General features: G+C 72.3%; 11 protein-coding genes. 4 read left to right on the top strand and 7 right to left on the bottom strand.

Going from position 1 to position 13435, the window contains the following annotated elements:
- From ACFYYW_RS03795 to ACFYYW_RS03770, 6 genes are read right to left on the bottom strand one after another with little or no spacing between them, the layout of a single operon-like run.
- Nucleotides 1-1950: an NPCBM/NEW2 domain-containing protein gene (locus tag ACFYYW_RS03795; protein WP_387644726.1), complete on the bottom strand. Its 1950-nt coding sequence runs from the start codon at nt 1948-1950 to the stop codon at nt 1-3.
- A 10-nt stretch (nt 1951-1960) separates the two neighbouring features.
- Nucleotides 1961-3505, bottom strand: coding sequence for an alkaline phosphatase D family protein (locus ACFYYW_RS03790; RefSeq protein ID WP_387644723.1), 1545 nt, complete (start codon nt 3503-3505; stop codon nt 1961-1963).
- 8 nt (nt 3506-3513) lie between these two features.
- On the bottom strand, nt 3514-4815 hold the full coding sequence (locus ACFYYW_RS03785; protein ID WP_352327627.1) for a sugar ABC transporter substrate-binding protein: 1302 nt from the start codon (nt 4813-4815) through the stop codon (nt 3514-3516).
- 22 nt (nt 4816-4837) lie between these two features.
- The gene (locus ACFYYW_RS03780) at nt 4838-5647 is read right to left on the bottom strand and encodes a carbohydrate ABC transporter permease (protein ID WP_352327626.1); all 810 of its coding nucleotides are present in this window, start codon (nt 5645-5647) and stop codon (nt 4838-4840) included.
- Between the two features lie 8 nt (nt 5648-5655).
- On the bottom strand, nt 5656-6585 hold the full coding sequence (locus ACFYYW_RS03775; RefSeq protein WP_387644719.1) for a carbohydrate ABC transporter permease: 930 nt from the start codon (nt 6583-6585) through the stop codon (nt 5656-5658).
- Nucleotides 6582-7883: a glycoside hydrolase family 36 protein gene (locus tag ACFYYW_RS03770; RefSeq protein ID WP_387644716.1), complete on the bottom strand. Its 1302-nt coding sequence runs from the start codon at nt 7881-7883 to the stop codon at nt 6582-6584. The genes ACFYYW_RS03775 and ACFYYW_RS03770 overlap by 4 nt, the downstream gene beginning before the upstream one ends.
- A gap of 161 nt (nt 7884-8044) precedes the next feature.
- Between ACFYYW_RS03770 and ACFYYW_RS03765 the strand changes: the two genes are divergently transcribed.
- From ACFYYW_RS03765 to ACFYYW_RS03750, 4 genes are all read left to right on the top strand, one after another.
- Nucleotides 8045-9199: an ROK family protein gene (locus tag ACFYYW_RS03765; protein ID WP_352327623.1), complete on the top strand. Its 1155-nt coding sequence runs from the start codon at nt 8045-8047 to the stop codon at nt 9197-9199.
- A 208-nt stretch (nt 9200-9407) separates the two neighbouring features.
- On the top strand, nt 9408-11084 hold the full coding sequence (locus tag ACFYYW_RS03760; protein WP_387644713.1) for an RICIN domain-containing protein: 1677 nt from the start codon (nt 9408-9410) through the stop codon (nt 11082-11084).
- A gap of 146 nt (nt 11085-11230) precedes the next feature.
- Nucleotides 11231-12259 carry an alcohol dehydrogenase catalytic domain-containing protein gene (locus ACFYYW_RS03755; protein WP_387644710.1) on the top strand — a complete coding sequence of 343 codons (1029 nt, stop codon included), beginning with the start codon at nt 11231-11233 and terminating at the stop codon, nt 12257-12259.
- 10 nt (nt 12260-12269) lie between these two features.
- Nucleotides 12270-12893 carry an isochorismatase family cysteine hydrolase gene (locus tag ACFYYW_RS03750; protein WP_387644707.1) on the top strand — a complete coding sequence of 208 codons (624 nt, stop codon included), beginning with the start codon at nt 12270-12272 and terminating at the stop codon, nt 12891-12893.
- On the opposite strand, the gene ACFYYW_RS03745 is transcribed toward ACFYYW_RS03750, so the two are convergent.
- Complete coding sequence (locus ACFYYW_RS03745; RefSeq protein ID WP_387644704.1) at nt 12882-13361, bottom strand: hypothetical protein; 480 nt, start codon at nt 13359-13361, stop codon at nt 12882-12884. The two genes, ACFYYW_RS03750 and ACFYYW_RS03745, sit on opposite strands and share 12 nt — an antisense overlap.
- Nucleotides 13362-13435: the final 74 nt, after the last annotated feature.

Below are 13435 nucleotides of genomic sequence, written 5' to 3'. Positions count from 1 at the left end.
TCACTGACAGGTGACGGTGGCGTCGGCGAAGTCGGCGTGGTCGGAGGTGGCGTTGTCGCCGCCGTTGGTCGCGACCAGCCGGACGAACCGGGCGCCCGCGACGGACGCCGTGACCTTCCTGGCGGGCATGGCGCCGGTCAGGACGCCGGAGTGCGCGACCCGGCCGCCGTCGGCCCACACCTCGAAGTCGGCCGATCCGGCCTGGCCGACCTCGTCGTCGATGCCGGCCTGGAACTCGACCGTCGTGCACCGGCCGGCGGTGTGGAACTCGATGTCGGCGGGGGCGTGCGTGCCCAGGCCCTTGGCGTACCGGACGCCCTCGACGGTGATCGGGCGGCCGTCGCCGGCGGCCCGCTCGCCGTTACTGGTGTCCTTCTCGACCGGGCCGAAGTAGTTCGTGGCCCTGGTCCAGGCCAGGTCGCTCAGGTAGGTGCGGCCCGAGCCGGGCGCCCTGGCCACGATGACGACGGCGACGGCGCGCCGGTCGCCCTGGGTGAAGGCGACCTCGTAGGTGCCGGGGGCGGCGCCCGCGGGCGGGGTGACCGTCCAGGTGACGGTGAACGTCTCGGCGGCGCCGAGCCGGGCGGTCCTGGCCGGTGTGCGGGCCTCGGCGCGCCAGCCGTCCGGCACGGACGCCTTGACCTCGACGTCCCGCAGCGGGGCGGTGGCCCCGGTGTTCGTGACGCGGGTGACCAGCTCGCCGGGCACGCCGGGCTCCAGCACCGACGGGCGGTCCTCGCCGAGGAAGCGCGGCGGGTCGGCCTCGAACGTCACCAGCGGCGGCGCCTGCTCCCGGCTCTCCGAGACCCGGTAGAGCACCGCCGCGTGCGCCGGGACCTGCGCCGACAGCACGTCCTTCGTCGAGCTGACCGCGCCGGACCACAGCTCCTCGACCCGGTGGCGGGAGCCCGCGCCGAGCTTGGTGGAGATCACCGCCGCCCGGTCGCTCTCGTTGAACAGCGCGATCGCCCGGTCGCCGCCGTCCAGGGGCTTGGCCAGGACGTGGTACCAGCCGTCGGAGGAGACGAGCCGGCCGTGCGCGCCCAGCCGGTCCTGGTCCACCGCGATCACCTTGGGGTTGGCGACGACGGCGGCCGGCGCCTTGGCCGGGTCTGCCTGCAGGACGAGCGGCGCGGCCCCCATGGCCCACAGGGTGAACTGGGCGCGGTACTCGGTCTCGGTCATCCCGCCGCGCCCGGCCTGGATCAGGTCGGGGTCGGCCCAGCTGCCCGGCCCGGCGTACTCGGCTCTGAGCTGGTTGGTCTCCCAGATGTCGACCATGCTGGGGTAGCTGTCGGGGATGGGCTTGTTGTAGACGTTCGTCCGCCAGGTGGTGGCGCCGGCGTCCTTGCCCCACAACCAGGGCACGGTGCTGCCGTCCTCGTTGTTCATGGCGAACACCACGCCGTCGCCGAGGGCCTGGCGCATGCGCGGGTAGAGGGTCTGGGCGATCTGCTGCACGTTCTGGCCCGGGAAGTCGGCCGTCGGGACGTTGCACCAGTCGTACTTGACGTAGTCGGCGCCCCAGGCCCTGAGCTGGGCGGCGTCGGCGGCCTCCTGCTTGTAGGAGCCGGGGCCGCCGCCGGAGCACGCCTTGGCGCCGGCCGACAGGCTCAGGCCGAGCTTGAGGCCCTTGGCGTGCAGGTCGTCGGCCAGCGCCTTGACGCCACCCGGGAAGCGGGCCGGGTCGGCGGCCAGGGCGCCGCCGCTGCGCTGGGCGGCCAGCCAGCAGTCGTCCAGGACGACGTACCGGTAGCCGAGCGGCGCGAGCGGGGCGAGGGCGTCGGCGGCCTGGCGGACGGCCGCCTCGGAGACCGAGCAGCCCAGGGAGCGGCTGCTCCAGCCCATCGGGGGCGCCGCGACCGCCGCCGCGGTCGCCGCGGAACCGGGTAAGGGCGCGGGGGGCAGGGTGAGGAGGGCCGCCGCGGCGGCGGCCGTGATCGTGCGCATGGGGATCCCGTCAGGCTGGGTGGAGGCTCGGGTCGCCCGGCTCGACGACGAACGAGCCGGAGGTGTAGGCGGGCGCGTACGGCTCGGTCACCCGGGACAGCGAGCGGAAGTCGACCTTCATCTCCTGCTGGGTGAGCTTGGCGCGGACGTAGCCGCGGCGGCCGTTGAAGAACTTCACGTGCGGGTTCTCGGCGAGCAGGGTCTGGGTGTTGGGGTACTCGTCGAGGCCGTTGCCGGCGCTGGTGACCGACGTGGTGACCAGCTCGACTGCGACGGACTTCGACTCGGGGTCCTGGAAGTCGCGCTTGACCTCCCCGGCCCAGTGGGAGTGCACGTCGCCGGTGAGGACGACCGCGTTGCGCCGGTAGTCGTCGATGGCGGCGGTCAGCCGGTTGCGGGAGGCGACGTAGCCGTCCCAGCCCTCGTTGGAGTAGCCCTTGCCCTCGCCGTTGGTCCAGTCCTCCTCCATGAGGAAGACCTGCTGGCCGAGCAGGTCCCAGGTGGCCTGGGAGTCCTTGAGCTGCCCGTCGAGCCAGGACTCCTGCTCGCCGCCGAGCATCGTGCGGTTGGGGGCCAGCCGCTCTGCGCAGTCGGCGCCGACCGTGCCGCTCCTGCCGGTGCAGGCGTACAGGTCGCGGTACTGGCGGGTGTCGAGCATGTGCAGGTTGGCGACCGCGCCCCAGCGGATCGTGCGGTAGAGCCGCAGGGCCGGGCCGTCGGGGCGCTGGGCGCGGCGCAGCGGCATGTTCTCGTAGTACGCCTGGAAGGCCGCCGCCCGGCGGGCGAGGAAGGGCGGGTCGGGCTGCTCGGGCACGTCGCCGGCCCAGGCGTTCTCGATGTCGTGGTCGTCCCACACGACCACCCAGGGGGCGATCGCGTGGGCCAGCCGCGACTCCGGGTCGGCCTTGTGCTGGGCGTGCCGCAGCCGGTATCCGGCCAGGTCGAGGCATTCGCCGCCGGCCTGGTCGCGGACGGGGTACTTGTAGTCGCCGTACTCGTAGATGTAGTCGCCGAGGAAGGCGATGAGGTCGGGGTGGTCCTCGGCCATCCGGCGGTAGGGGGTGAACCAGCCGGTCTGGTAGTCGGCGCAGGAGGTGAAGGACAGGTTCAGGGGCCGGGAGCGGGCGCCGGGGGCGGGGGCGGTCAGGGTGCGGCCGACCTCGCTGATCTCGCCCTCGGCGCGGAAGCGGTAGAAGTACTCCGCGCCCGGCCGCAGGCCGTCCAGCTCGACGTGCACGCTGTGGGCCGACTCGCGGCGGGCCTGCTCGACGCCCTGGCGCACGACGTGGCGGAAGTTCTCGTCGGAGGCGAGCTGCCAGTGCACCGGCACGACGCGGTCCGGCATGCCGCCGAGCCCGTCGAGCGCGACCGGGTCCATGGCCAGCCGGGTCCAGAGGACGACGCCGTCCGGCGTGGGCTCGCCGGAGGCGACGCCGAGCTGGAACGGGTCGGACAGGGGGGCACGGCGGGCCGCCGCGCGCACGGGTGAGGCACCCAGTGCGGCGGCGAGGCCCAGGCTCGCGCCCCCGGCGAACAACGATCGCCGGGTGATCAATGGAGCTCCTACTGAACGGAGGCGTTGCCGGCGGCCACGGCCTGGTCGGCGGCCTGCTGGGGGGTGAGCTTGCCGAGGTACATCTCGTTGAAGATCTGGTTGAGCTTGTTCTCGAAGCCGGTGAAGCCGGTGGTGACCGGCAGCGGGAAGGTCTGGCCCTCCGACTCCTTCTGGAACGGCGAGACGTCGAGCTTCTTGGACTTCCAGTAGTCGACGTAGCCCTGCGACAGGCCGTTGAGCGCGGGGAAGACGTAGCCGCCGTCGGCCATCATCTTCTGCGGCTCCTCGGTGCCGAGCCAGGTGGCCAGCTTCATCGCCTCCGCCGGGTGCGCGCTCTTGGCGGAGACGGCCTCGGACAGGCCGTTGAGGTTCACCGAACGGCCCTGCGGGCCCTCGGGCATGGCGGCGACGCCGATCTCGAAGTTGGCCTCCGGCGCGACGAACGGCAGCAGCGCGTTGTTCGCCGGGAACATGGCGACCTTCCCGGCCTTGAACATGTCGGTGACCTTGCCGGTGGGCGGGTTGGTCTGGGTGGCCGGCGGCGAGACGTGGTGCTTGTTGACCAGGTCCACGCCGAACTGCAGCCCCTGGACGGAGGCGGCGTCGTTGAAGGTGTAGGTGCCGAACGGCTTGTCCAGCAGCTTGCCGCCGTTGGAGCTGACCCAGTTCATCCACTGCGTCTGGTAGTGGTTCCAGGAGGCGAAGCCGTACGTGGTGACCTTGGCGGGGTCGAAGCCGGGCTCGCCGGGGTGCTTGCCGGCCTCGTCCACGGTGAGCTTGCGGGCCGTGTCGAGCAGGGTGCCGGAGCCGTCGGCCGCCCAGGTGAGCTGGTCCGGCATGGTCACGCCGGCCTTGGCGAACAGGTCCTTGTTGTAGAGCAGGCCGACGATCCCCCAGTCCTTCGGCACGCCGTACAGCTTGCCCTGGTAGGTGAACGAGCCGACCACGGTCTGGTGGTACTTGGAGCCGTCCACCTGGACGGGCGCCAGCACGCCCTTGGTGACGAACTCGGGGAACTGGGTGGGGCTCATCCAGAAGACGTCCGGCGCGGTCCCGGCGACGGCGTCGGCGGTGAGCTTGGTCCAGTACTGGTCGTAGGGCAGCAGTTCTATCTTGACGTCGATGCCCGGGTTGGCCTTCTCGAAGGCGGCCATCACCTTCTCGTAGCCGACCTTCTGCTGGTCGTCCCAGAGCCGGTAGGTGAGCGTCACCTTGCCGGAGTCTCCGGAGCCCGACCCGCAGCCGGACAGGATGAGCGTGGCGGCGCAGAGCAGCGCCCCGGCCCAGCGAATCGGGGGGGATTGCAACATTCGCTGACCTCTTGTTCGTGTGCTACTTGAGGCCGGTGAGGACCACCGACCGGACGATGTGCCTTTGGAAGAAGACGAAGACGGCCACCATCGGCACGAGCGCGATCAGCCCGCCGGCCATCATCAGGTTGTAGTCGACGCCGATGCCGACCTTGAGGGTGGCGAGCGCCACCGTCATCACCCTGGTCTCGTCGCCGCTGGTGATGATCAGCGGCCAGATGAAGCTGTTCCACGACGAGATCACGGTGATGATCGTCAGGGTGCCGAGCGCCGGGCGGCACAGCGGCAGCAGGATGCGCAGCAGGACGGTCATCGGCCCGGCCCCGTCGATGCGGGCGGCCTCCTCCAGCCCGGCGGGCAGGGACTTGAAGAACTGGCGCATCAGGAAGATGCCGTACGGGGTGCCCAGCACGTACGGGATGAGCAGGCCGTACCAGGTGTTGACCAGGCCGAGCTCGCGCATGATGAGGAACAGGGGGATCATCGTGACCGCGCCCGGCACCATCATGGTGGCGACGTACAGCCAGAACAGGGCCTCCCTGCCCCGGAAGCGCAGCCGCGCGAAGGCGTAGGCGGCGAAGGTGGTGAAGACGAGCTGCCCGAGGGTGAGCACGACCGTCATCAGCAGCGTGTTGAGCACGTACCGGGGGAAGTCGCCGCTCAGCAGCCGGGTCAGGTTGGCGGTGGTCGGCGGCAGGCCGGGCAGCCACGGCTCGGTGGAGCTGAGCTGCGACTGCGTCTTGAAGGCGGTCAGCACGACCAGCAGGTACGGGAAGACGGAGACGAACGCGCCGGCCGCGAGCACGACGTGGAGCAGGGTGCGCTTGATCATGGGGGGCCTCAGCTCAGGTCGTAGGTGGTGCGCTTGCCGAAGAACCTGACCTGCGCCAGCGTCACCAGCAGGATGACCCCGAACAGCACCATCGACAGGGTCGAGGCGTAGCCGAAGTCGAACTGCTTGAACGCCGTCTCGTAGATGCGGAAGTTGAGCACTTCGGTGCTCTGGCTGGGGCCGCCGTTGGTCATGACGTAGACGGTGTCGAACACCTGGAAGGCGCCGATCAGGTTGGTCACCATGACGAAGAACATCGTGGGGTTGAGCAGCGGCAGCGTGATGCGCCAGAACCGCTGGGCGGGGGTGGCGCCGTCGGTGGCGGCGGCGTCGTACAGCTCCTTCGGGATGCCCTGGAGGCCGGCCAGGAAGAACAGCATGGTGTAGCCGGTGTGCTGCCAGACGTTGACCAGCGCGATCGCGGGCAGCGCCCAGGCGGGGTCGGACAGCCAGTCGGGGCCGGTGACGCCGGCCAGGCCGAGCAGGCTGTTGAGCGCGCCGTCGCGCGGGTCGAAGATCCAGTTCCAGACCAGGCCGAGGACGATCGGGGTGGCCATCCACGGGATCAGGTACAACGAGCGGTACAGCCGCAGGCCCTTGACCTTGCGGTCCAGCAGCAGCGCCAGCACCAGGGCCAGCACGGTCTGCAGCGGGATGCACAGGACGACGTACAAGAGGGTGACGCCCAGGGCGTGCCAGCTCTCGCCGTCGGCGGCCAGCCGGCGGTAGTTGTCCAGCCCGGCGAAGGAAGGCTCCGACAGCAGCTCCCAGTCGAAGAAGCTGAGCACCAGGACGATGACGACCGGCAGCAGCAGGAACGCCACCACCCCGAACAGGCTGGGCCCGACGAACAGGTAGGCGTGCCAGTCACGGGTGCGCCTGCGCGGCGGCCGCCGCGGGGCCCGCTCGGCGGCCGCCCGGACGGTCTCGGTGATCACGACGGGTCCGTGGCGGTGGGGACCAGCAGGCGGCGGGTGGTCGCCAGCCCCCAGTCGTCCAGGGCGGCGATCGGGTCGCTGGAGCCGCGCAGGCCGCCGGTGCCCTCGATGTGCGCCGCCCACTCCTGCCGGGCCTCCACCTCGGGCCGCACGATGAGGCAGTCGGGGTCGTTGACCCACCAGCGGGCGTGCAGGAACTCGCGGGCCGCGCCGGTCAGCCGGGCGCCGAGCTGGGAGGGCTGGCTGATGTCGCCCGACCGGGGGTGCAGGGTGGGCGCGATGTCGGGGCTGACCCGCATGATGTCGACCAGCCCGATGCTGGGCAGCATGGGCGCGCCGCAGCCGTGCAGGGTGGCCTCGGGGCCCGCGCCGCGCCGCACGAGCTCCAGCCCGCGCCGGTAGGCCGCGATCGGGTCGAGGTCCTCGTGGCGGCGGCCGGCCAGGGCGCCGGCGTAGAGGTAGTCGAGCTTGAAGTGGGTGACGCCCATGGCGGCGAAGGTGGCGAACACGTGGACCAGGTGCTCGGCCGCGCCGGGGTGGGTGACGTCGAGGACGGCCAGCTCCTGGTTCCACATGCGGCCCGCGTACGCGCCGTCCACCAGCCAGTCGGGGTGCTCGTGGAACAGGCGGCTGTCGTGGCCGACGAGGAAGGGGGCGGTCCAGATGCCGGCGCGGCGGCCGGAGCCGGTGACGGCGTCCAGGGCGCGGGCGAGGGAGCCGAAGCCGGGCCTGGGGTCCAGCCAGTCGCCGATGCCGGCCTCGTAGCCGTCGTCGAGGAGGAACATGTCGGCGGTCAGGCCGTGCCGGTCGGCCAGCGCCAGGTTCTCCAGGACGTCGTTGTCGGTGACCTTGTCCCAGTAGCCGTACCAGGTGCACCACATCGGCGGGACGGCGGGGAACGTCCTGGGTTCTGCCATGCCGTCCGCCCAGGTGCGCAGGGCCCGGCCGAGGTCGCCCTCGACGCGGTGGTGGCGTACCGGGCCGTCGGCGGAGATCACCAGGCGGTCGCCCTCCCGGCGGGCCCGCACGGAGGGCACCTGGAGCGGTCCGGGCGCGCTCCACAGCTCGACCCCACCGTCCCCGGTCTCGACGGCCAGCAGCCCCTCGCCCTGGAACACGCCGTCGGGGACGGGCGTCTCGGGCCGGTAGCAGAGGATCTGGATCGTCTCGTCGGCGGGTCTGGGCGGAAGGTCGCCGAGCCCGTAGGCGCCGGTGGGGCTCCACGACTGCCAGCCGTGCTCGAACACCCGGGTCCGGGCCTGGTCGCACCTGATCTCGCCGACGTCAACGAATGACATCAGACCTCATCTCTCTCAACTTACGAAGGAGCGCTTCATTAGTAGCACCGTGGGTTTCCGAGGGTCAACGCCCAATTTGGAGGGGTTCGTGGGTGGTGCGCCGTCGAGCTGGGCCCTGGCATAATCTCTGCTTACAGAGGAGACCTACGTTAAGGACGGCGATGGCGGATCTACGCGGCGGCGACCTGTCACGGCTGCGACAGCTCAACTCGCTGACCGCCATCCGGGCGTTGCGCCGGGCCGGCCCGCTCACCCTGTCGGCGCTGGCCGAGCGCACCGGGTTGTCCCGGCCGTCCATGAAGGAGGTCGCCGGCGAGCTGATGGACCTCGGCTGGGTCGAGGAGGTGCCGCCGAGCCCCGGCTCGATGGGCCGGCCGGCCCGCCGCTACCGCTTCCGCGCCGACAGCGGCTACCTGGTCGGCGTCGACGTGGGCGGCCACAACATCCGCGCCGCCCTGTCCGACCTCGACGGCGAGATCCTGGCCGAGACCCGCCAGCCGGTGCTGCCGGACGCGCCGCTGGAGGAGCGCCTGGCCGCGATCGAGCGGGCCGTCTCCGGCTGCCTGGCCCTCGGCCGCGTCACGGTGTCCGACCTGTGGACGATCGCCGTCGGCACCATCGGCATCATCGACATCGACGGGCGGGTCATCTACTCGGCCGCCGTCCCGTCCTGGCGCGACCTCGACCTGGCGGGCCGGATGCGCGAGATGTTCCCCTGCCAGGTGCTGATCGAGAACGACAGCCGCCTGGCCGCCATGGCCGAGGCCCGGCGCGGCGTCGCCCAGGGCGCCAAGGACGTGGTGTTCCTGCACGTCGGCAGGCGCATGGGCGCCGGGCTGATCATCGGCGGCCGGGTCCACCGGGGGTTCGGGGCGGCGGCCGGGGAGATCTCCATGCTGCCCGAGGCCCGCTGGTTCGACGCGCCCGAGCACCTCAACTCGTGCGCGGCCGTCCCCGAGGGCACGCCGCCGGAGGACGCGGCGGGCTACACGCTGGCCGCCGCCAGGAACGGCGACCCGGTGGCGCTGGAGGCGGTCGGGCGCTATCTCGACGACCTGGCCGTGGGCGCGGCCGCCATGGTGCTCGTCCTGGATCCGCAGGTCGTGGTGCTGGGCGGCGGGTTCTCCAGGTCGGCGGACGTGCTGCTCGGGCCGCTGCGCGAACGGCTGGAGCGGCGGTGCATGCGCATGCCGGAGGTGCGGGCGTCCACGCTGGGCGACGAGTGCGTGGTGGCGGGCGCGATCGACTACGCCGTCGACCATCTCGACGAGCAGCTCTTCACCCCCGAGAGCGGCCCGCTGCCCCTCACCCGCTGACCGCTGTTCGCAACTTTCCTGCAATCGGTTGTTGCAGAAATAACCACGCCACCAGGCAGAACGCTCGAAGCGTTTGCAGTTTTACCTGGACGTCTTGACCTTTCCTCGACACGAAGCCACTGTTACTGCAACCGGTTGGCAAGGCTCGCGCGGCACCCCCTTCCACTCCTCCATCGAAACGGAGCTGGACGTGCGTAAGAACCAATGCTTGGCGACGAGACTGGCGGTCGTGCTGACCACCGGCCTGCTCACCGCCGGCGGCCTGGTCGCCGGGCTGAACACGCCCGCCTCGGCGGCCCCGGCCGGCGGGAACTACACGCTGGTCAACGGCGGCAGCGGCCTGTGCGCCACCGTGCCGGGGCAGAGCACCGGCGACGGCGTGCAACTCGCGCAGAACGCCTGCGCCGAGGCCGCCGGGCAGGTCTTCACCCTCACCGCCGCCGGGAGCGGCTTCCAGGTCAAGGCGGCGCACAGCGGCAAGTGCGCCGGCGTCCGGGACGCCTCCACCAGCGCGGGCAAGCCCGTGCAGCAGGAGACCTGTACGGGCGCCGCCTCCCAGACCTGGCAGCTCACCGCCGCCGGCGACGCGTACCGGATCGTCAACGCGGGCGGCGGCAAGTGCCTCAACGTCAAGGACGACTCCACCGCGCCGGGCGCCCTCCTGCAGCAGAACTCCTGCGACTCGGCCGCCACCAAGCAGTGGACCCTCAAGCCCGCCGGCGGCGGACCGACCACCAGTCCCACGCCGACCCCCACCGTCACGCCCACCGTCACCCCCACCGTCCCGCCGCCCACCGGCGCGCTGTACGTCTCCCCGACCGGCAGGGACGGCGCGACCGGCACCCTGTCGGACCCGACGACGCTCACCTCCGCCATCACCCGCGTCGCGGCGGGCGGCACGATCTACCTGCGCGGCGGCACGTACGCCTTCAGCCAGACGGTCACCATCGCCCCCGGCAACGACGGCACCGCCGCGGCCCGCAAGAAGTTGTCGGCCTACCCCGGCGAGACGCCGGTGCTGAACTTCGCGGCCCAGAGCGAGGACCCGGCCAACCGCGGGCTCGCCGTCAACGGCTCGTACTGGCACCTGTACGGCATCACCGTCGAGCGCGCCGGCGACAACGGCATCTTCGTCGGCGGCAGCGGCAACATCATCGAACGGTCGGTGACCCGGTACAACCGCGACACCGGGCTGCAGCTCTCCCGCATCGCCTCCGACACGCCGCAGAGCCGGTGGCCGTCCGGCAACCTCGTGCTGAGCACGGTCTCGCACGACAACGCCGACTCCGACGGCGAGGACGCCGACGGCTTCGCCGCCAAGCTGACCGTCGGGCCCGGCAACGTCTTCCGGTACGCGGTGTCCCGCAACAACATCGACGACGGCTGGGACCTCTACACCAAGACCGAGACCGGCCCGATCGGCCCGGTCACCGTCGAGGACTCCCTGGCCTACGGCAACGGCACGCTCAGCGACGGCAGCCAGGCCGGGAACGGCGACCGCAACGGCTACAAACTGGGCGGCGAGGACATCAAGGTCGACCACGTCGTGCGGCGCAACATCGCCTACCGCAACGGCAAGCACGGCTTCACCTACAACCGCAACCTCGGCACGATGTCGATCAGCGGCAACGTCGCCATCGACAACGCCGAGCGCAACTTCTCCTTCGACGGCGGCACCTCGGTGTTCCGCGACAACACCTCGTGCCGCTCCGGCAGCGGCGCCAACGACAAGATCGTCGGCTCCGCGGACGCCTCCAACCAGTTCTGGTCCGGCTCGAACGGCTCCCGCTGCTCGGCCTACGGCGGCGCCCTGAACTGGTCCTTCGCCGCGGACGGCCGCCTGGTGGTGACCTTCGGCGGCGTCCCGGTCGTCCCCGCGGGCTGACCGGCGGCTCCTGCGGCCCGGGACCCGCGTCAGGGTCCCGGGCCTTCGCGCGCCGGTGGGGTAAACGAGGCGGAAGTGGAAAAGCTGCCCTTGTGAGGGCCTCCCGTCGAGGCCGCTGCTTCCCGTACGTAGAAAGAGCGGACGCCATGCCGTCTTCTGCCCTGCACCGTTCCATCCAGGTCGCCGAACCCGGCGGCGCCATGGCCCAGGCCCCGGCGCAGACCCGCGAACCGGGCCCCGGCCAGGTGCGGATCACCGTCGAGGCGTGCGGGGTGTGCCACTCCGACGCGCTGATCCTCGGCGGCGCGCTGCCGGGCACCGCCTTCCCCGTCACGCCGGGGCACGAGATCGCCGGACGCGTCGACGCGATCGGCGACGGCGTCGCGGGCTGGTCCGTGGGCGACCGGGTGGCGGTCGGCTGGTACGGCGGGAGCTGCGGCCACTGCGACGCCTGCCGGGAGGGCGACGGCGTGCTCTGCCCGGAGCTCCAGGTGCCGGGCGCCGCCTACCCGGGCGGGTTCGCCGACTCCGTCGTGGCGCCGGCCGTCGCCCTGGCCGCGATCCCCGACGAGCTGACCGCGGTGCAGGCGGCGCCCCTGGCCTGCGCGGGCGTGACCGTGTTCAACGCGCTGCGGCGCAGCTCGGCGCGGCCCGGCGACACCGTGGCGATCCTCGGGCTGGGCGGCCTCGGCCACCTGGGCGTGCAGTTCGCCGCGCGGATGGGCTTCGACACGGTGGCGATCGCGCGCGGGAGGGACAAGGAGCCGCTGGCCCGCGAGCTCGGCGCCGCCCACTACATCGACGGCGCCGCCGAACAGGTCGCCGACGCGCTGCTGGCGCGGGGCGGGGCCAAGGTGGTGCTGGCGACGGTGACCAGCTCGGCGGCGATGTCCGGCACGATCGACGGGCTGGGCCGGCGCGGCGAGCTCATCACCGTCGGCATCGACACCGACCCGCTGGCCGTCACTCCGCTGCAGCTCGTCGGCGGCGCCCGCCGGGTCTACGGGCACGCCTCCGGCATCGCCGTGGACACCCAGGACACCATGCGGTTCGCCGCGCAGAGCGGCGTGCGGGCCTGGACGGAGGAGGCGCCGCTGGAGGAGGCCGCGACGGCGTACCAGCGGATGATGTCCGGGCAGGCCCGCTTCCGCATGGTCCTGACCACCGGCAACTGAGGGGGCGGCCATGACCGAGTCCTACGACCCGCGCCGCACGGCGGTGCTGCTGGTCGATCCGTACAACGACTTCATCTCCGAGGGCGGCAAGGTGTGGCCGCGGCTCGGGCCGGTGGCGCAGGCGATCGGCCTGCTGGACAACCTGCGGGCGGTGATCGGCGCGGCGCGTGCGGCCGGCGTGCGGGTGGTGTTCGTCCCGCACCGCCGCTGGGCGCCGGGCGACTACGAGAGCTGGGCCCATCCGAACCCGACGCAGCACGGCATCCAGGAACGGCACACCTTCGCGCGCGGCTCGTGGGGCGGGGAGTTCCATCCCGACCTCCAGCCGGAGGAGGACGACGTCGTCGCCGCCGAGCACTGGGCGCAGAGCGGGTTCGCCAACACCGACCTGGACCTCCAGCTGCGGCAGCGCGGCGTCACGCACGTGGTGGCCGTGGGCGTGCTGGCCAACACGTGCGTCGAGTCCACCGGGCGGTTCGCCATGGAGCTGGGCTACCACGTGACGCTGGTGCGCGACGCGACGGCCGCGTACCTGCCGGAGATGTTGCACGCCGCGCACGAGCTCAACGGCCCCACCTTCGCCCACGCCATCCTGACCACGGAGCAACTGGTCGCGGCCTTCTCACGGGGCTGACCGGGCCGGGCCGGGGCTCGGGCGGACCGGGCGGGTGGCCGTCCAATAGGACCGGGCCGTCCCGGCGGCCAGGGCGGCCACGACGAGCCCGACGATCCCGTGGTACCAGCGCCAGCCGACGCCGAGGCCGACGAACCCGTCGAGGATCATGATGCCCGCGCCCCCGCCGAGCGCCGCCAGCATCACCGCCAGCACGGCGAGCATCGCGGCGCGCGGCAGCCGGCGGCCCGCGGCGGTGACGGTGGCCACGGCGACACAGGCCCCCAGCACCCCGGAGGCCGCCGCGACCCCCTGCGCGAGTGAGGGGCCCAGGAAGTAGCCCGCGGCCTCGGCCGCCGGCACGGGCGGCCCGCCGGGGAAACCGAGCCTGCCCTGGACGGCGAAGGCGGCCTTGCCCGCCGCGTACCCGAGCATCAGCGCCGCCAGCCCGTACGCCGGCCAGCGCCGCGGGCGATGAGAGTCGACCATGCCCGCAACGCTAGGGACCGCCCGGCGCCCGCCCCTCCCCACCGCGCGCGAACCCCCTCCCCCGTCAGAGGGAT

The organism is Nonomuraea sp. NPDC001831 (genome assembly GCF_042892035.1).
Taxonomy (GTDB): domain Bacteria; phylum Actinomycetota; class Actinomycetes; order Streptosporangiales; family Streptosporangiaceae; genus Nonomuraea.
This window is presented reverse-complemented; position numbering and strand designations above follow the sequence as displayed.